Annotated in this window: 16 protein-coding genes; 5 read left to right on the forward strand and 11 right to left on the reverse strand. The window is 69.5% G+C overall.

Translation table 11 applies throughout. The annotated features are described in order from the left end of the window. Positions 1–54: 54 nt before the first annotated feature. The 6 genes from cobN to ACZYZ7_RS24050 all read right to left on the reverse strand — a co-directional run bounded on the left by cobN (position 55) and on the right by ACZYZ7_RS24050 (position 8112). Entirely contained in the window at positions 55–3726 is a 3672-nt protein-coding gene (cobN, locus tag ACZYZ7_RS24025; protein WP_463741975.1) for a cobaltochelatase subunit CobN, read from the reverse strand. Positions 3727–4030: 304 nt separating this feature from the next. Next, positions 4031–4456 carry a hypothetical protein gene (locus tag ACZYZ7_RS24030; RefSeq protein WP_463742138.1) on the reverse strand — a complete coding sequence of 142 codons (426 nt, stop codon included), beginning with the start codon at positions 4454–4456 and terminating at the stop codon, positions 4031–4033. A 47-nt stretch (positions 4457–4503) separates the two neighbouring features. After that, positions 4504–5748, reverse strand: coding sequence for a DUF58 domain-containing protein (locus tag ACZYZ7_RS24035; RefSeq protein WP_135455505.1), 1245 nt, complete (start codon positions 5746–5748; stop codon positions 4504–4506). A 5-nt stretch (positions 5749–5753) separates the two neighbouring features. Next, positions 5754–6725, reverse strand: a complete 972-nt coding sequence (locus ACZYZ7_RS24040) for an AAA family ATPase (RefSeq protein ID WP_450070583.1) — start codon at positions 6723–6725, stop codon at positions 5754–5756. Next, on the reverse strand, positions 6722–7204 hold the full coding sequence (locus ACZYZ7_RS24045; RefSeq protein WP_450070584.1) for a hypothetical protein: 483 nt from the start codon (positions 7202–7204) through the stop codon (positions 6722–6724). Before ACZYZ7_RS24045 ends, ACZYZ7_RS24040 begins: the two co-directional genes overlap by 4 nt. After that, complete coding sequence (locus tag ACZYZ7_RS24050; protein WP_135455511.1) at positions 7201–8112, reverse strand: DUF4129 domain-containing protein; 912 nt, start codon at positions 8110–8112, stop codon at positions 7201–7203. The genes ACZYZ7_RS24045 and ACZYZ7_RS24050 overlap by 4 nt, the downstream gene beginning before the upstream one ends. Before the next feature lie 68 nt (positions 8113–8180). Here ACZYZ7_RS24050 and cobG point away from each other — a divergent pair, with 68 nt between their 5' ends. The 5 genes from cobG to ACZYZ7_RS24075 all read left to right on the forward strand — a co-directional run bounded on the left by cobG (position 8181) and on the right by ACZYZ7_RS24075 (position 13264). Beyond that, the gene (gene cobG, locus ACZYZ7_RS24055; RefSeq protein WP_135455513.1) at positions 8181–9299 is read left to right on the forward strand and encodes a precorrin-3B synthase; all 1119 of its coding nucleotides are present in this window, start codon (positions 8181–8183) and stop codon (positions 9297–9299) included. 9 nt (positions 9300–9308) lie between these two features. Further along, on the forward strand, positions 9309–9935 hold the full coding sequence (locus tag ACZYZ7_RS24060; protein WP_463741976.1) for a precorrin-8X methylmutase: 627 nt from the start codon (positions 9309–9311) through the stop codon (positions 9933–9935). An 8-nt stretch (positions 9936–9943) separates the two neighbouring features. After that, the gene (locus ACZYZ7_RS24065) at positions 9944–11458 is read left to right on the forward strand and encodes a precorrin-2 C(20)-methyltransferase (protein WP_463742139.1); all 1515 of its coding nucleotides are present in this window, start codon (positions 9944–9946) and stop codon (positions 11456–11458) included. A 97-nt stretch (positions 11459–11555) separates the two neighbouring features. Continuing rightward, complete coding sequence (locus ACZYZ7_RS24070; protein ID WP_135455519.1) at positions 11556–12194, forward strand: TetR/AcrR family transcriptional regulator; 639 nt, start codon at positions 11556–11558, stop codon at positions 12192–12194. Further along, positions 12191–13264: a phosphotransferase family protein gene (locus ACZYZ7_RS24075; protein ID WP_463741977.1), complete on the forward strand. Its 1074-nt coding sequence runs from the start codon at positions 12191–12193 to the stop codon at positions 13262–13264. Before ACZYZ7_RS24070 ends, ACZYZ7_RS24075 begins: the two co-directional genes overlap by 4 nt. Here the strand turns inward: ACZYZ7_RS24075 and ACZYZ7_RS24080 are convergent. The 5 genes from ACZYZ7_RS24080 to ACZYZ7_RS24100 are packed head-to-tail and all read right to left on the reverse strand — an operon-like array spanning position 13254 to position 18261. Continuing rightward, positions 13254–14813, reverse strand: a complete 1560-nt coding sequence (locus tag ACZYZ7_RS24080) for an adenylate/guanylate cyclase domain-containing protein (protein ID WP_463741978.1) — start codon at positions 14811–14813, stop codon at positions 13254–13256. The two genes, ACZYZ7_RS24075 and ACZYZ7_RS24080, sit on opposite strands and share 11 nt — an antisense overlap. Before the next feature lie 28 nt (positions 14814–14841). Beyond that, positions 14842–15573, reverse strand: a complete 732-nt coding sequence (locus ACZYZ7_RS24085) for a cobalt-precorrin-6A reductase (RefSeq protein ID WP_450070588.1) — start codon at positions 15571–15573, stop codon at positions 14842–14844. Further along, a complete protein-coding gene (gene cobM, locus ACZYZ7_RS24090; RefSeq protein ID WP_463741979.1) occupies positions 15573–16328 on the reverse strand; it encodes a precorrin-4 C(11)-methyltransferase in 756 nt (251 codons plus the stop codon). The genes ACZYZ7_RS24085 and cobM overlap by 1 nt, the downstream gene beginning before the upstream one ends. Then, entirely contained in the window at positions 16325–17506 is a 1182-nt protein-coding gene (gene cbiE / locus ACZYZ7_RS24095) for a precorrin-6y C5,15-methyltransferase (decarboxylating) subunit CbiE (RefSeq protein WP_450070589.1), read from the reverse strand. The genes cobM and cbiE overlap by 4 nt, the downstream gene beginning before the upstream one ends. Continuing rightward, positions 17503–18261, reverse strand: coding sequence for an SDR family NAD(P)-dependent oxidoreductase (locus ACZYZ7_RS24100; protein ID WP_463741980.1), 759 nt, complete (start codon positions 18259–18261; stop codon positions 17503–17505). The genes cbiE and ACZYZ7_RS24100 overlap by 4 nt, the downstream gene beginning before the upstream one ends.

An 18261-nucleotide genomic window follows, 5' to 3' on the forward strand; every position in this document is an offset into this window, starting at 1 on the left:
AAATCTACTGCCCCGGGTCGCTGCGCTCCTGCCCACCGGAAATCAACTGTCTGCCTAGCCTTCCAGCTCACCTTCGGTTTCCAGCAGCACCTGCCGCAGCCCGTCGAGGGTCGTCTGCTCGGGCTCGGCCCACATCCCCCGGCCGGCGGCCTCCAGCAGCCGTTCTGCCATGCCGTGCAACGCCCACGGGTTGGATTCCGACATGAACTTGCGGTTCTCGTCGTCGAGCACGTATTCAGCCGAGAGCCGTTCGTACATCCAGTCGGCCATCACATGTGCGGTGGCGTCGTATCCGAACAGGTAGTCGACGGTGGCCGCCATCTCGAAGGCGCCCTTGTAGCCGTGCCTGCGCATCGCGGTGATCCAGCGCGGGTTCACCACCCGGGCCCGGAAGACACGGTTCGTCTCCTCCGACAGCGTGCGGGTGCGGACCGCGTCGGGGCGGGTGTTGTCGCCGATGTAAGCGGCCGGGGCCTGTCCGGTCAACGCCCGCACGGTGGCGACCATGCCGCCGTGGTACTGGAAATAGTCGTCGGAGTCGGCGATGTCATGTTCACGGGTGTCGGTGTTCTTGGCCGCCACCGCGATTCGCCGGTACGCCCGGTTCATGTCGTCACTGGCAGGTGCGCCATCCAGACCCCGCCCGTAGGCGAATCCGCCCCAGGCGGTGTACACCTCGGCCAGGTCGGCGTCGTCACGCCAGTTGCGGCTGTCGATCAGCTGCAACAGGCCCGCACCGTAGGTTCCCGGCTTGGAGCCGAAAATCCTCGTGGTGGACCGTCTTTGGTCACCGTGCTCGGCCAGGTCGGCCTGGGAGTGGGCGCGTACGTAATTGTCCTCGGCCGACTCGTCGAGGCCGGCCACCAGTGCCACCGCGTCATCGAGCATGGTGACCACGTGCGGGAAGGCATCGCGGAAGAACCCGGAGATCCGCACGGTGACGTCGATGCGCGGCCGGCCGAGCTCGGCGAGGCCGATCGGCTCCAGGTTCACCACCCGCCGCGAGGCGTCATCCCAGACCGGGCGCACACCCAGCAGGGCGAGCACTTCGGCGATGTCGTCACCGGCGGTACGCATGGCCGACGTGCCCCACACCGACAGGCCGACCGACTGCGGCCAGCGTCCGTAGTCGGTCCGGTAGCGGTCCAACAGTGAATCGGCCATCGCCACACCGGTTTCCCAGGCCAGCCGGGACGGAACCGCCTTGGGATCCACCGAGTAGAAGTTGCGCCCGGTGGGCAGCACGTTGACCAGGCCGCGCAGCGGCGATCCGGACGGCCCCGAGGCGATGAAGCCCCCGGCCAGGGCACGCAGCACCTGGTCGATCTCGGCGGCGGTGCCGGCCAGCCGGGGCACCACCTCGGAGGCGGCGAACCGCAGGATGCGGGCCACCTCGGGGTTGTCGGTGATCTTCTCGACGGCACCTGTGTCCCAACCGGATTCCTGCAACGCGGCCACCAGCTCGCGGGCACCGGCCTCGGCGGCGTCGACAGCCGCGCGGTCGTCACTGCCGTCCTCGATCAGGCCCAGCGCCTGGCGCAGCCCGGGCACGGTCTGCTCGCCACCGAACAGCTGCCGGGCCCGCAGGATTGCCAGCACCAGGTCGAGTTCGCCTGCGCCGGTGGGCTTCTGACCCAACACATGAAGGCCGTCGCGAATCTGGACATCCTTGATCTCGCACAGCCAGCCGTCGACGTGCAGCAGCATGTCGTCGAACGACTCCTCGTCGGGGCGATCCTCCAGGCCAAGGTCGTGGTCCATCTTGGCGGCGCGCATCAGCGTCCAGATCTGCTGCCGGATCGCCGGCAGCTTGCCGGGATCCAGCGCCGAGACCGTGGAGTGCTCGTCGAGCAGCTGCTCGAGTTTGGCGATGTCGCCGTAGGTTTCGGCGCGCGCCATCGGCGGGATGAGGTGATCGATCAGGGTGGCGTGCGCCCGGCGCTTGGCCTGGGTGCCCTCCCCCGGATCGTTGACCAGGAACGGATAGATCAGCGGCAGGTCGCCGAGGGCGGCGTCGGTGCCGCAGGCCGCGCTCATGCCGAGCGTCTTGCCGGGCAGCCATTCCAGGTTGCCGTGCTTGCCGAGGTGCACCACCGCGTGTGCGCCGAACGAGCCGGGGAACGACGAGTCCAGCCAGCGGTACGCGGCCAGGTAGTGGTGGCTGGGCGGCAGGTCGGGGTCGTGATAGATGGCCACGGGGTTCTCCCCGAACCCGCGCGGCGGCTGCACGATCAGCACCACGTTGCCGGCCTGGATGGCCGCGATGACGATCTCGCCGTCGGGATCGCGGCTGCGGTCGACGAAGAGCTCACCCGGCGGCGGACCCCAGTGCTCGACGACGGCGTCGGCCAGCTCGGCGGGCAGTGTGGCGAACCAGGCCCGGTAGTCCTTGGCCGGGACCCGAAGCGGATTGGCGGCCAGCGCCTCGTCGGTCAGCCAGTCCGGGTCCTGCCCGCCGCGCTCGATCAGGGAGTGGATCAGTGCGTCGCCGTCGCCGGAGGCGACAATTGTGGCGAGGTCGCCGGATCCGCCGATCTTGGCGAGGTCGCCGGGGGCGGTGGCCTCACCGATGTCGTACCCCGCATCGCGCATGGCGCGCAGCAGCGCGACCGCGCTGGCCGGAGTGTCCAGGCCGACGGCGTTGCCGATGCGGGCATGCTTGGTGGGATAAGCCGAGAACACCACGGCCACCCGCTTTTCCGCAGCGGGGATGGCGCCCAACCGGGCGTGGCGGACCGCCAGGCCGGCCACCCGCGCGCAGCGCTCGGGGTCGGCCACATAGGAGATCAGCCCTTCGGAGTCGATCTCCTTGAAGGAGAACGGCACCGTGATGATCCGGCCGTCGAACTCGGGAACGGCTACCTGGGTGGCGACGTCCAACGGCGACATCCCGTCGTCATTGTCGGACCACTGGTCGCGCGAACTGGTCAGGCAGAGCCCCTGCAGGATCGGAATATCCAGTGCGGCAAGGTGAGCGACGTTCCAGGAATCGTCGTTCCCTCCGGCGCCGACCGCTGCCGGGGTGGCACCTCCGGCCGCGAGCACGGTGGTGACGAGCGCGTCCGCGGTGCCCAGCAGCTCGAGAAGTTCGGGTTCGGCCGTGCGCAGGGATGCGCAGAACACCGGCAACGCGCGGCCGCCGGCCTGCTCGACGGCGTCGCACAGCGCCTCGACATAGGCGGTGTTCCCGGCCAGTTGCTGGGCGCGGTAGTACAGCACGGCGACGGTCGGACCCTCGGCACCCGTGACGGTGGCCGCCCGCTCCAGGACACCCCAACTCGGGGTGGCCACCGGAGCGGCGAAGCCGAACCCGGTCATCAGCAGCGTGTCGGACAGGAAGGAATGCAGATTCCCCAGGTTTTCCAGACCACCCTGCGCCAGATAGATGTGGGTTTGCAGGGCAGCCCCCTGCGGGGCGGTCGAGTGACCCATCAGTTCGGCGTCAGGCGACTGCTCGCCGCTGACCACGACCGTCGGCAGGCCACTGGCCACCACGGTGTCGATGCCGTCCTGCCAGGCCCGGTAGCCGCCCAGGATCCGGATCACCGCGATGTCGGCACCGTCGAGCAGCTCCTCGAGTTCACCGGTGACCAGCCGCGACGGGTTCGCCCACCGGAACCCCGCTCCGCTGGCGCGCGCGGTGATCAGATCGGTGTCGGATGTCGACAGCAGAAGAATGGTGGGACGGGGCTGGGCGGGATCGGATGTCGGACTGGAGGTGACCACGCACCATTCGTACCGCACCGGCTACCTGAGCGGTGAGCGCGGTGCGGTACGGGTCAGAAGTGCGTCAGGGCCGGATCTCGCCGAACCGGTTGTGCCAGGTCTGGCGGTAGGGCCGTCCGGTGACGCCGACGAGCACCAGAATGAGCGCAGCGAATGCACCGAATGCAACCATGGGCTTCCCCTTCCTCGATCGTTATCAACCCGGTACCAGCGGTCCCGGGTATGCGTCCGACGGTACTTCGGATCACCGAGAAAGTCGTCAATGTGTAAGAGAGCGAACAGCTTTCCCGACCAGTGACGAATGTCACAATCGACCGGGGTGTCCGACTTCCCACCTGCTGCTTTCCAGGAAGGGCCGGATGACCGACAGGTAGATCCCGGCGACGGCGAGAGGTGCCAGCAACGGCAGCCACCGCACCTGGGCAGGCACCGAAGCCGCCCCCAATCCGATGACGGTGAACCCGATCGCGGCCAGCACGGTGGCCCGCGTTGTCGTCACGACGCCGGGTGCGCCGACAGCATGCCGGATCACCAGATAGGCCGCTGCCGACAATCCCGACATGGCCGCGTACAGCGGCGCCGGTTCCGACAAAGCCAGCGCGACCACGGTGGCGAGCACGGCGACGGTCGCTGCGGGGCGCACCGCCACTGCGCCCAACACCGCGACTGCCCCGACCGCGGCGGCCAGCAGTGCGGGTCCGTCGGCGGGAGCGGCCGATGACGCCACCATCAACAGCCCGAACGCGGTCGAGAAGATCCGGGGCGCGGGTTGGGCCGTCACGCTCGACTCCGGTGCCGATCGGGGATCAGCCGCATCGCGTCAGCCAGCCCGGTATCGGGGCGCCACCGCACCACGTCGATCCCGACGGTCCCGAGGTCGCGGTACATCGTGGAGCGTCCCAGCGCCCACATGCGCGCGATCAGCGGATCCAGCTCGCCGATGAACGGAGCGCCGTCGAGCACGTCGACGGCCACCACCGGATGTCCCCGTTTGCACAGCTCGATCAACGCCAAGGCGAACTCGGTGTTCAACAGTGTCGAGAACGCCACCACGACCGCGCCCGGCGGAACCGCCGCCCGGGGCGCCAAAGTGCCGGTGACACTCTCGGTTCCACCGCCGGCCGCCAGCACCGCATCGAGCACGCGGTAGAACTGCCGTCGTCCGATGTCGACACCGAGCCAACGCGGCTGTCGGCCACCGAGCGCGACGACACCCGCGCGGTCGGAGTTGCGTAGCGCACTCTGCACCACCTGGGCGGCGCCCCTCGCAATGCGTTCTCCAGCCTCGGTGGCCGGACCGGGCGCTTGATCGTGCGTGTCGATCAGCACCACCACGTCGGCGCCACGATCGGTCAACCGCTCCGTGACGTGCAGGCGACCGCGCCGGGCGCTCACCGGCCAGTTCACGGTGCGGAGGTGGTCGCCCGGCACATAGGGACGCACGTCGGCGTACTCCACCCCCGGCCCGGTGTGCCGGGTCAGGTGCGCGCCGAGCCGGTCGGGCAGTTCGGTGTACGGGATCGCCGTGTCTTGAGGGGCGGCGAGCGGGAAGACATAGAACTGCGCGGCATCGACGACGCCGTAGCCCGCGCGTAGTCCGCCGGGTGCCAGGACGTCGACTCGAGCCCGCGCCGGATACCGGCCCCAGCGCTGCGCCACACCCGACACGGTCGCGTGCAGGCGGGTGCGGCCCGCGTCGGCAACGTCGAGTTTCAGCCCCTCGACGGTGTCCACGGTGAGCAGGCAATCGGTTCCGGCACCGTCGACGGTCGCGGTGAGCGTGATCTGGGTGGTCTCCCCTTCGAAGCAGCGCACCGTGTGGGGTTCGCAGCTGACCCGCACGTTCGCCACGGGCCGCTGCCAGTGGACCGAGCACAGCACGCCGAGCAGCGGCGCCACGAACACGATGAGCTGCCACCGTGCACCGATCGCCGCGGCCGCCAGCGCCACCGCCACCACGGTGGCCAGCGCCCTCGTCAATGAGGATGGGCGCCAATGATATTGGACTTCGTAGCCACTCATGACGGTCACGCCTGGGTGGCTCGCGGGACCGGTAGGCGGCGCAGCAGTTCGGCCATGACGTCGGATCCGTGGATGCTGCGCACCCACATCTCGGGCCGCAGACTGATGCGGTGCGCCATGGCCGCGACGGCCAGGGTCTTGACATCCTCGGGGATGACGTAGTCGCGCCCGAGAAGCACTGCCCGGGCGCGGGCCAGCTGCACCAGATCCAGTTCGGCACGCGGGCTGGCACCCACCGCGACCTGAGGATGGTGGCGGGTCGCGGCCGCCAGTGCGACCACGTAGTGCAGCACGTCATCATGCACCGTGACCTGTTCGACGGCTTCGCGCATCGCCAGAAACTGCGACCGGTCGACGACCTGGTGCACCACCACCGCGGCCGATCCCCGATCCAGCCGGCGGCGCAGCATCGCGGTCTCGTCCTGTTCGGACAGGTATCTGAGCTCAAGGCGCACGGCGAAACGGTCCAGTTGGGCTTCGGGCAGCGGGTAGGTGCCCTCGTATTCGATCGGATTGTCGGTGGCCAGCACGATGAACGGGGCGGGCAGCGGATGGGTCTGACCGTCGATGCTGACCTGTTGTTCGGCCATCGCTTCGAGCAGTGCGGCCTGGGTCTTGGGTGGCGTGCGGTTGATCTCGTCGGCCAGCAGCAGGTTGGTGAAGATCGGTCCGGGCCGGAATTCGAAACGGCCCGACTGCATGTCGTACACAGTCGAACCGAGCAGGTCGGCGGGCAGCAGGTCCGGGGTGAATTGCACGCGGGTGAATTTCAACCCGAGGGCCGCCGCGAACGATCGTGCGATCAGCGTCTTCCCCAGTCCGGGAAGGTCTTCGATCAGCACGTGCCCGCGGGCCAGCAGGGTGGTGAGGATGAGGGTCAGCGCGTCCCGCTTGCCGACCACGGCCCGTTCGATCTCGTCGAGCACGACCTGCGCCGTGGCGGCCGCCGACGCCAACTCCGACACGTGGCCGGTCATAGCCGCTCCAATCGTTGCAGGATCTCCGCGAGCACCTCGCGGCCCGGGCCGGGCTCGTCGGCCCGCTCCGCACTCACGTTGTTCGGATCCACCCACTGCCACAGCTGCGGGCCGAACAACATGCGGCCGGTTGCGGCGAATGCGGCCGGATCACCGGTCTGCCGATGGCCGGTGGCTGCCGAGAACTCCCTGGCCAACCGGGGACGTAGATGCCGGTCCCACTCCCGCCGGGTGGAGTCGGCCCGCCGCACCAGGGTCCCGGTTTGAGTCATCCACTGCGCCAACAACTCCGCGGCGTCGTCCGAGTCCACCGCTGGTTGCTGCCGATCCTCCCGCAGCATCCAACGCATCGATCCCAACACGATGGCCGCCGCCACGCCCGCAACCCAGCCCACCATCGCGCGGTCGGGCACCACCAGCGCGGCATATCCCTGCACCACGAGGATCACCAGAAATCCCACCAGGGCGGTTGCTTTCACGACACACCCCGGAGTTCAGCGAGAACGTCCTGCAACGCGGCCACGGCGCTGTCGCGGTGGACCTCGGTCATCACATGGGGGCTGAAGCGCGCCTCGGTGAACAACTGCACCAATTCCGTTGCACCCGAGGTAGATACCGCGTGATGGTCCACCGCGCGAGCCAGCACCTCCGACGGGGTGTCCGATTCGAGCGGGACCGCACCCGGGGCATGCGCGAGTCCGCGTTCCATCGCCGCGTAGCAGGCGATGATCGCAGCCCTGGGGTCCCGGCCGGCATCTCCCATTTCGGCCAACCCGAGTTCTGCTGCCCGCACGAGGGTTTGGGGTCCGGTCCGCTGTGGCGGCTCGCTTCCTGCATCGACGCGGATGGCCGGCTGCCTGCGTTTGACCTGGGCGATGGCCCCGACTGCGAGTATCAGCAGCAGGACCAACGTCGTAGCGACGAAATACGGCAGGAGCCGGTCGTCGACGCCGAACGAGTCGGGCGGTTCGGGCTCGACCGCGCCAGGCGGCGGGCGGGCCGGCGACGGCTTCGCTGCCGGCGGTTGGCTCGTCTGCACACCCAGCCGCGAGATCACCACGATGACCACCAGCCACCCGAGCAGTACGCCGAGCGCGATCAACACCCATTTCGCGCGTAGCTCCCCCGGCACCCCGCGCCGGGCGGTCGGCCGGTACTCCGCGCTGCTCGGTACGGACGGGCGGCGGGTCAGCACCGCGAACGCGAGCACCGCCAGCGCCACCGCCACCAGCGCGACGACGGCGATCAGGCTCAGAGTGGGATCGGTCGGCGCCCGTCGGGGTGCGGGCCGGGCCCCGGGCAGGTAGCCGCGCAGTGCCAGGACAGTTGTCACCAGCAGCGCGAGCACAATCGCCACGCGCCGTGTCGGCTTGTCGATACCGGACATCGCCCGATCAATCGTCGCACGTCACGTGGCCGGCGAGACGAGAATCCAAGGTTTCTAGAATGAACCCCGTGGCCCGAACCCGCGACCAGGACGCCTGCCCCGGCGCATTGACGGTGCACCAGGCCGCCGACGGCGCCCTGGTGCGGATCCGGCTACCCGGCGGGATGATCACCTCGGCCCAGTTGACGGCACTGGCCGAGGCGGCCGAGCAGTTCGGTTCTCCCGCAATGGAGCTGACCTCTCGCGGCAACATCCAGATCCGGGCGGTGACGGATACCGACGCAACCGCCACGGTGCTGGCCGACGCCGGGTTGCTGCCGTCACCGACACATGAGCGGGCCCGCAACATCGTGGCCTCGCCGTTGTCCGGACGCTCTGGCGGCGTCATCGACATCCGCCCCAAGGTGTCCGACCTCGACCGCGCCATCCAGGCCGACCCGGCTCTGGCCGGGTTGCCCGGCAGGTTCTGGTTCAGCCTGGACGACGGCCGCGGCGACGTGTCCGGGATCGACGCCGACGCCGGTGTACACGCCCGTGATGACGGCACCTGCGCGTTGCTGCTGGCCGGGCGCGACACCGGGGTGCGACTGGATACCGGCGATGCGGTCGCCACCTTGATCGAGGTGGCCAGACGGTTCGTAGAGATCCGCGGAAAGGCCTGGCGGATAACCGAACTCGATGATCATTCGGCACTGTTGGACGGTCTGACCGCCGACGCTCCGGCCGGCGCCACCTGGCCGCCGACGATGACACCGCCGGTCGGCTGGATAGAACAGCGGGACGCCCGGGTGGCGGTGGGGGCCGCCGTGCCGCTGGGGGTCCTGCAGGCTCGGGTCGCCCACTTCCTGGCCGCGATCGAGGCCCCACTGGTGATCACCCCGTGGCGTTCGGTGCTGGTGTGCGACGTCCCCGAGGGCGTCGCGGACGCCTCCCTGCGTGTGCTGGCACCACTGGGACTGGTGTTCGACGCCAATTCGCCGTGGCTGCGGATCAGCGCCTGCACCGGCCGTCCCGGATGCGCCAAGTCCGCCGCCGATGTGCGTGCCGACGCCGCCGAGGCGGTCGACACGCCCGCGGAGACGCACCGGCATTTCGTGGGCTGCGATCGGGCCTGCGGCAGCCCGCCCGTCGGAGAGGTCCTGATCGCCGCCGAGGACGGATACCGGCTGCGTATCCCGCCCCCGTAGGGTGTTCGCGTGCTCGACTACATCCGTGACGCCGCCGAGATCTACCGGCAGTCGTTCGCGACGATCCGCGCCGAGGCGAACCTGTCTCGCTTCCCCGACGATGTATCGCGGGTGGTGGTCAGGCTGATCCACACCTGCGGCCAGGTGGATGTCGCCGATCATGTCTCCTACACCGACGACGTCGTGACCAGGGCGCATGCCGCACTCGTCGCGGGCGCCCCGGTGCTGTGCGACTCGTCGATGGTCGCGGCCGGGATCACCCGCTCGCGACTGCCCGCCGACAACGAGGTCGTCTCGCTGGTGGCCGATCCGCGGGCCCCGGAGTTGGCCGCGAAGTTGAGATTCACCCGCTCGGCGGCCGCGGTCGATCTTTGGGCCGACCGCCTCGGCGGCGCGGTGGTCGCGATCGGCAACGCGCCGACGGCGCTGTTCCGGCTGCTGGAACTGCTCGACGAGGGCGCGCCCGTCCCGGCCGCGGTGTTGGGCGGCCCGGTCGGGTTCGTCGGCTCGGCGCAGTCCAAAGACGAACTGATCGAACGCCCGCGTGGCATGTCCTATCTGGTGGTGACGGGCCGGCGCGGTGGCAGCGCCATGGCCGCGGCCGCCGTCAATTCGATTGCGAGTGAGCGCGAGTGAGCACCGAGATGTCCAAACGCGGAACCCTTTATGGCGTCGGGCTGGGCCCGGGCGATCCCGAGCTCGTGACGGTCAAGGCGGCCCGGCTGATCGGTGCGGCTGACGTGGTGGCGTATCACAGCGCCAAGCACGGCCACAGCATCGCCAGGGGCATCGCCGAGCCCTATCTTCGAGACGGCCAGCTCGAGGAGCACCTGGTCTACCCCGTCACCACGGAAACCACCGAGCATCCCGGCGGCTACGTCGGTGCGATGGAAGATTTCTACGCCACCGCCGCCGACCGGATCGCCATCCATCTGGAGGCCGGCCGCGACGTGGCCCTGCTGGCCGAGGGCGATCCGCTGTTCTACAGCTCCTACATGCACATGCACACCCGGCTCACCGAGCGGTTCGACGCCGTCATCGTTCCCGGCGTCACCTCGGTGAGCGCGGCCTCGGCCGCTACCGGCACCCCGCTGGTGCAGGGCGACGACGTGCTGACGATCCTGCCGGGCACCCTGCCCACAGCGGAGCTGGAACGCCGCCTGGCCGACACCGACGCCGCCGTCGTACTCAAGCTGGGCCGGTCCTACACCCGGGTGCGTGACGCCCTCGAGGCGACCGGACGGCTGGATGAGGCGTACTACGTCGAGCGGGCCAGCACGGACCGGCAGCGGGTGTCACCGGCCCGCGAGGTGGGCGGCAAGGGCAGCGCGGATGCCAAGGTGCCGTACTTCTCACTGGCGATGGTTCCCGGCCGGTCCCGGTCCACCGCACCACAGGGCAGCGTCGTGGTCGTGGGCCTCGGGCCGGGCGACTCGGACTGGATGACCCCGCAGAGCCGCCGCGAACTCTCCGCCGCCACGGATCTGATCGGCTACGGACCGTATCTCGATCGCGTCGGGGCCCGCGCCGGGCAGCACCACCACCCCAGCGACAACACAGACGAGCCGGCCCGCGCGCAGCTGGCCTGCAAGCTGGCCCAGGAAGGCCGGACAGTCGCCGTCGTGTCCTCCGGTGATCCTGGGGTGTTCGCGATGGCCACGGCGGTGCTCGAAGAGGCCAAGCAGTGGCCCGGCGTCGAGGTCCGGGTGATTCCGGCGATGACGGCGGCGCAGGCGGTCGCCAGCCGGGTGGGCGCCCCGCTCGGCCACGACTACGCGGTGATCTCTCTGTCCGACCGGCTCAAGCCGTGGGATGTGATCGCGGCGCGTCTCACCGCCGCGGCCAAGGCCGATCTGGCGCTGGCCATCTACAACCCGGCCTCCAAGACCCGGACCTGGCAGGTGGGCGCCATGCGCGAACTGCTGTTGGAGTACCGCGATCCGAGCACCCCGGTGATCGTCGCGCGTGCGGTCTCCGGTGCGCAGCCCGGCCCTGGTGAGCGGGTGACCGTGGTGCGACTGGCTGATCTGGACCCGGCCCAGGTGGACATGCGCACCATGCTGATCATCGGCTCGTCGCAGACGCAGTGGTACACCGGTTCGGCCGCCGGCGACACCACCGAGGACCGGGTATTCACCCCCCGCCACTACCCCGGCTGAACCAACAGACTGACTCGCGTCGAGTTTCATTGACTGCTGTCAGAATGATCGATAGTGTCCGGCGTCACACCCGTTGAAAATGGGAGGGCCGGCCAGCATGCCGACGGCACCACAAGGCGCACCCGCACGGTCCCCGGTCGACCGACGTCAACCGCAACGCAGTGATCAGCGGCGCACCGCGATTCTGGCGGCGCTCAACGAGCACCTGCAGAAGACCGGCTTCGACGCGCTGAACATCGCCGAGGTGGCGCGGCAGGCCGGGGTGGGCCGTTCGGCGTTCTACTTCTATTTCGAGAACAAGGCGGCGGCCGTCGCAGCCCTGGTCGAGCCGATGTACGACGCATTGTTCGCCGCCAACAACATCCTGGCCGACACCACCCGGCCACCCCGCGACCGTGTGCACGACACCATCGAGGCGGTACTACGGACCGCCGAGGATCACCGCTATCTGGTGCAGGCCATGTTGGAGGCCCGCGGGTCCAGCGGCGCCGTGCGCGATCTGTGGGACGGCGCGCGAGAGTCCTTCGTCCCCACTGTCTCGACGGTGATCGCCGCCGAGCGAACCGCAGGCCGCGCCCCCGACGGTGCCGACCCGGTGGTGCTCGCGAGCCTGCTCATGGAATTCAACGATCGCTTGCTGGAACGGTTCATCCTGGGTGGACCGCTGTCGCGACAACAACTGTTGGAAGGCGCGGAGGCAATGTGGATGGGTTCGATCTACGGGACAGTGCAATGACCGCCGCAGGGTCGATCCCCAAGTCCATACCGGGCGAGCCCGCCGAGGTGACCGCCGCATGGCTGTCGCAGGTCCTTGGCGCCGAGGTGGATTCGGTGCAGACCGCGCCGATCGGCACGGGCCAGACCGGTGCCACCTACCGCGTCACGGTCACTTACCGCGACGACGCCGGCCTGCCGGGCACGTTCGCGGTCAAGCTGCCATCGCAGGACGACACCGTGCGTGACCGCGTCACCATCGGCTACCGCTCAGAGCACGCCTTCTACACCAATGTGGCCGACCACGTGCAGATTCCGGTCCCCCGCTGCCATCACTGTGAAATCGCCGGTGAGGGAGCAGATTTCGTCTTGCTCCTGGCGGACATGGCGCCGGCCGAACAAGGCGATCAGATCGCCGGGTGCACACCGGCCGAGGCCACCCTGGCGGTCCGGGCGCTCGCCGATCTACACGGGCCGACCTGGGCCGACCCACGGTGGGCGAACTTCCCCGGTATCGCGATGCCCAAGCCGGAACCGGACTCCGCCAAGGGATTCGGCGACGTCGCCAAGATGGCAGCCGATATCACCCTGGACAAGATCGGCGCGCGCCTGGATACCGAGGACCAGGACACCATGCGCGCGGCCATGTCAGTCGTCACCCCGTGGCTGCTGGCCGAACCGGACCGGTTCGCCGTTCTGCACGGCGACTACCGCCTGGACAACATGCTGTTCGACCCGGACCGCACCCGGATCACCGTGGTGGACTGGCAGACTCTCGGCTCAGGCCTGCCCGCGCGCGACCTGTCGTACTTCACCGCGACCAGCCTGGATCCGACTGTCCGCGCCGCCGCCGAAGCCGGGCTGGTCACTGCCTATCATGACCGACTGCTGTCGCACGGCGTCACCGGATACGATCGCGAAACCTGTTGGCAGGATTACCGTTTGGGCATGCTGCAGGCGCCGCTGATCACGGTGCTCGGCACCGCTTTCGCCAGCTCCACCGAGCGCGGCGACGACATGATGGTGGTGATGGCGCAGCGGGGCTGCCGGGCGATCCGGGAACTCGGAACACTCGATCTGATCAGCGCCTGACCGGCGGTCCCGTGACGCGGGTGCCCGGGGTGACGCGGGCGATCCCCCGCACGATCCGCGGCATCCGCCGCGCCATCACCGCCATGGCGTGATCCGACCGGCGCATCGTAGGCCCGGGCCCCGGCGTCGGCACCGATGCCAGTTCCGCCTCGGGTGTTCCCGCCCGCGCGCCGTGGCGATCCACCGCGAGGAGCCGCCAGGTACCCGGCACTCCACGCAACTCGACGTCGCCGCGGTCCTCGAAGCCGGTTCCCGAGCCCACCACCAGATCGCGAACGGTGCTGGACACCAGGATTTCCCCCGCACCGGCCAGGCCGAGGATGCGCGCCGCGATATGGACCGCTATTCCCCCGATATCGCCGTCCATCAGTTCACATTCGCCAGTGTGGATCCCGGCCCGGATCTCGATGCCCAAGCTCTCGGTTTGATCACGCAGGGCCTCCGCGCAGCGAATCGCCTGGGTCGGCCCGTCGAAGGTGGCCAGGTGTCCGTCTCCGGTGCTCTTCACCACGACGCCGCCGAACCGCCCGGTCAGGTCTGCGGTGATCTCCCCCATCCGATGGAGCACCGCACGCCACCGCTCGTCTCCGGTGGCCGCGGCGTGCTGCGTGGAGGCGACCATGTCAGTGAACAGCACCGTGCGCAGGGCCCGGTGGGACTGCGACGGTGCGGCATGGCCGCCGGTGAGGAATTCCTCGATCTCGCTGGTGATCTCGTCAGGATTGGCGATCCAGGGTGCGTGGTCGGTGCCGTCGACCTCGAGCAGCTGCGCACCCGGGATGTGGTCGGCGAGATACCGCCCGCCCTGGATCGGAACCAGGTCTCCGGTGGCATGGATGATGAGGGTCGGCGCCGTGATGGTCGACAGAATGGGTCGCGCGTCGATCCGGAACAGAGCTTCGAGGGTGGCCCGGGCCATTCCGGGACTGGCGCTCATTCTCTCGAACATCCCGAGTTGGCGCACCGACCCGGCCGCCGGGAACAAACGCTTGAGTGCGGCACCGGTGCCCCACACCGAGCCGCTGGCCCGGCCGAACTCCTGGAACTGCGCGACCTGCTCGGTCGACGGTGTGTAGCGCTGGCCGATCTCGGCCAGGATCCGCGCTTGCAGCTCGGCCGGGTCACGGTCGAAGTCAGCCCACTCGGTGATGCCGAAGTACGCGAACGTGCCGCTCAGGATCAATGCCCTCGTGCGTTCGGGCCGGGTCGCCGCGAACAACATCGCGGCGGGTCCGCCCTCGCTCAACCCGAACAGAACGGCACGCCCGAATCCTGCGGCATCCATCACGGCCTCGAGCTCGGCCGCCCGTTCGTCGAGCGTGCGCACCTGGGGCACCGGATCCGACAACCCGACCCCGGCCTTGTCGAACAGCAGGACGCGGCAGAACGTCGAAAGTCGCTCCATGAAGGCCTCGAACTCGGGCATGGTCCAGAAGACTTCGAGGTGGCTGACGAATGACCCGGCGTAGACGAGCTCGACGGGTCCGTCGCCGAATACCTGGTAGGCGAGACTCAGACCGCCGCACGGTGCGTATGACGTCTCCGCCACGGTGTGGAGCCTACTGCTGCCGGGGGCTTCAGCCTGCGGTTTCGGCCCGAACCCAATCCGCCGCCTCCTCGACCGTGGCCACCGTGTGTACTCCGGGCGGCAGCGGCGGACGGTCCACCATCACCACCGGCACGCCCGCAGCTTCGGCGGCCCGCAGCTTGGGTTCGGTCATCGCACCACCACTGTTCTTGGTCACCAACGCGTCGATGCGGTGCTCGCGCAGCAGGGCCAGCTCCCCGTCGTAGTCGTACGGGCCGCGCGACAGCAGCAGTTGGTGATCGGCAGGCAGGGTGTCGGGATCCGGCGGAGTGACGGCCCGGATCAAGAACCAGGCGTCGACGTCTTTGAAGACCCGGGTGCCGGACCGCCCGGTGGTGAGAAAGACCCGCGAATAACCGTTCCCCGCCACGGCTTCGGCCGCCTCCCGGTCGGATGCCACCATGATCGCGGCGCCCGGCGCCCAGGCCGGCCGGGCCAGCACCAGATGCGGCACGCCGAGCTCAGCGCACACCCGGGCTGCGTGCTCGGTGATGGTGGCGGCGAAGGGGTGGGTGGCGTCAACGACCGCGTCGACTCGCTCATCGACCAGCCATTGCCTCATCCCCTCCACGCCGCCGAACCCGCCGATGCGCACGGGACCGACGGGCAGCGCCGGGTCCGGTACCCGCCCGGCCAGCGAGCTGATCACGTCGACCTGCGGGTGCAGAGCCGCGGCCAGGGCGCGGGCCTCACCCGTGCCACCGAGCAGCAGGAGCTTCATCAGTGGGTGGCCCCGCGACGGCGGCCTGAGGAGTACAGGTAGCTGTCGGAGAATCCCTCGGCGGCGAGCACATCGCCGACCACGATGACCGCGGTCTTGGTAACCGCGGCGGCATGCATCTTCTCGGCGATGTCGGCGAGCGTGCCACGCAACACGATCTCCTGCGGCCAGCTAGCGAATGCCACGACGGCACAGGGGGTTTCGGGGCGGTATCCGCCGTCGATGAGCTGCGGGACGATGTTGTCGATCTGGGCCGCGGCCAGGTGCAGCACCAGCGTCGCCCCGGGGGCCGACAGCGTACGCAGGTCCTCGCCGTCCGGCATCGCCGTGGACAGCGTCGCCACCCGGGACAAGGTGACGGTCTGAGCGACGCCGGGGACGGTCAGCTCGCGGCCCAGTGCGGCGGCCACCGCGGCGAATGCCGGTACACCGGGCACGATCTCGTAGCCGATCCCCAGTTCATCGAGCCGACGGCACTGCTCGGCGAGCGCACTGTAGATCGACGGATCACCGGAATGCAGCCGTGCCACATCGACACCCGCACGATCCGCGGCGACCAACTGGTCGATGATCTGGTCGAGGTTCAGCGGCCCGGTGTCGACGACCCTGGCGTCGGGGGGACACAGCGCCAACAGGTCGTCGGGCATGATCGACCCGGCGTACAGACACACCGGGCAGCTGCCGAGCAGTCGCGCACCGCGCACGGTGATGAGGTCGGCCGCACCCGGGCCCGCCCCGATGAAGTACACCGTCATCGCTTGACCACCGCCCACTGGGTCACCGGCAGCGCCGGCCGCCAACCGGTGAATCCGCCGATCGCACCACCCTGGTAGTGCTGATAACGCCGCAACTCGCCGCCTTCCTTCGAATACCATTGTGCTACAACGACTTCTGATTCCAACGTCACCGCGTTGACCACCAGCCGCCCACCTGAGGGCAGGCGATCGAAGCAGGCCTGCAGCAATCCGGGCTGGGTGACGCCACCGCCGACGAAGATCACCGCGGGCTCGGGCGCACCGTCAAGGGACTCGGGAGCGCCGCCGCGGACGTCCACCCGGACCCCGAAAGCCGCGACGTTGCTCAAGATCCGCGCGCGTCGCTGCTCGTCGCGTTCGAATGCCACCGCGGCGCAACCCGGTACGCTGCGCGACCATTCGATCGCGATACTGCCCGACCCCGAGCCGACATCCCACAACAACTCGCCGGGCCGTGGCCCCAGTGCCGCCAGCGTGACCGCCCGGATGGACTGCTTGGTGAGCTGCCCGTCGTGGGCGAACGCCTCGTCGGGCAGCGCCTGGGCCCGGCGCTCGTCGGGACGGTAGGCCACCGCCACCACGTTGAGGTCGTCTATATCGACCGGGGCGGCCGCCGCCCAGTCCCGGGCGGTGCCGTCGTGGCGGCGCTCCCCCGGCCCGCCCAGCTGCTGCAGCACGGTCAATTCCGAATCGCCGCGGCCGGATTCGTTCAGCAGCCGCGCCAGCGTGGCCGGGGTCTGCGCATCGCGAGACAGCACGATCGCGCGCCCGCCACGGCGCACCGCGGTATGCGGCGCGGCGGTCACCAGGCTGATCACCTCGGTGTCGGGCACCGTCCAGCCCATCCGCGCGCAGGCCAGCGTCACGCTCGACACATGGGGCAGCACCCGCACCCGGTGCGCGCCGAACAACCGGATCAGCGTCGCGCCGATGCCGTGCAACAGCGGATCGCCGCTCGCCACCACGTGCACATCGCCGTCGGCGAAAAGCGTCGGCAGGGCCGGCAGCATCGGCGACGGCCAATCTCGGCGGTCCGACGTCACGCTGTCGTCGAGCAGTTCCAGTTGCCGCGGCGAGCCGTACACCACGGTGGCGCGCGCCAACTCGTCACGCGAGGCTTGCGACAACCCCGCCATCCCGTCGGCCCCGATGCCGACCACGGTGATCGTCCCCGTCACCGGGGCATCTTTCGCCAGATCGGCCGCGGCACGAATCTCGTCACGAAGATCATGGGGCGGATCACCCACGGCACCCAGACCGCACGCTTACCGCGGGCCAGCGCCTTGGCCGTAGCCTCGGCCACCTGAGCCGGTGTGCTGGAGAACGGCGCCGGTTCCATGCCCTCGGTCATCCGGCCGATCACGAACCCGGGCCGGACGATCAGCAGTTGCACACCGGTCCCGTGCAGGGCGTCGGTCAGGCCGGAGGCGAACGAGTCGAGGCCGGCCTTGGCCGAACCGTAGACGTAGTTGGCGCGGCGGGCCCGGGCTCCGGCGATCGAGGAGAACACCACCAGCCGGCCCCGGCCCGCTGCGCGCAGACGCTGCGCCAGCACCGTGAGCAAGCTGACCTGGGCCACGTAGTCGGTGTGCACGACGGCCACGGCGTGGGCCGGATCGGCCTCGGCCCGATCCTGATCCCCCAGCACCCCGAATGCCAGCACTGCCGTGTCGATCCGCCCGTGGGCGGTTTCGATCGCCTCGACCAAGCGGGTGTGGCCGGCGACGTCGTCGGCATCGAACTCGCAGGTGTGCACCGCGGCGGCACCGGCCGCCCGCACCGCGGCGACCTGCTCGTCGAGTTGATCGGCACGGCGTGCGGCCAGCACGACGACCGCCCCGGCCGCGAGCCGAACCGCGAGTTCGATCCCGATCTCGCTGCGGCCCCCGAAAATCACCACGACACGGGGATCCGTGCCAGCCGTGTCATCCAT

Source organism: Mycobacterium sp. IDUB_17 (assembly GCF_055419465.1).

Excerpts from the sequence above, each read along its gene's own strand:
- ACZYZ7_RS24065 (WP_463742139.1), top strand. The coding sequence starts at position 9,944 with ATGTCCAAACGCGGAACCCTTTATGGCGTCGGGCTGGGCCCGGGCGAT.
- ACZYZ7_RS24040 (WP_450070583.1), bottom strand. The coding sequence starts at position 6,725 with ATGACCGGCCACGTGTCGGAGTTGGCGTCGGCGGCCGCCACGGCGCAG.
- ACZYZ7_RS24070 (WP_135455519.1), top strand. The coding sequence starts at position 11,556 with ATGCCGACGGCACCACAAGGCGCACCCGCACGGTCCCCGGTCGACCGA.
- ACZYZ7_RS24085 (WP_450070588.1), bottom strand. The coding sequence starts at position 15,573 with ATGAAGCTCCTGCTGCTCGGTGGCACGGGTGAGGCCCGCGCCCTGGCC.
- cobM (WP_463741979.1), bottom strand. The coding sequence starts at position 16,328 with ATGACGGTGTACTTCATCGGGGCGGGCCCGGGTGCGGCCGACCTCATC.
- ACZYZ7_RS24050 (WP_135455511.1), bottom strand. The coding sequence starts at position 8,112 with ATGTCCGGTATCGACAAGCCGACACGGCGCGTGGCGATTGTGCTCGCG.
- ACZYZ7_RS24035 (WP_135455505.1), bottom strand. The coding sequence starts at position 5,748 with ATGAGTGGCTACGAAGTCCAATATCATTGGCGCCCATCCTCATTGACG.
- ACZYZ7_RS24100 (WP_463741980.1), bottom strand. The coding sequence starts at position 18,261 with ATGGATGACACGGCTGGCACGGATCCCCGTGTCGTGGTGATTTTCGGG.
- ACZYZ7_RS24075 (WP_463741977.1), top strand. The coding sequence starts at position 12,191 with ATGACCGCCGCAGGGTCGATCCCCAAGTCCATACCGGGCGAGCCCGCC.
- ACZYZ7_RS24030 (WP_463742138.1), bottom strand. The coding sequence starts at position 4,456 with ATGGTGGCGTCATCGGCCGCTCCCGCCGACGGACCCGCACTGCTGGCC.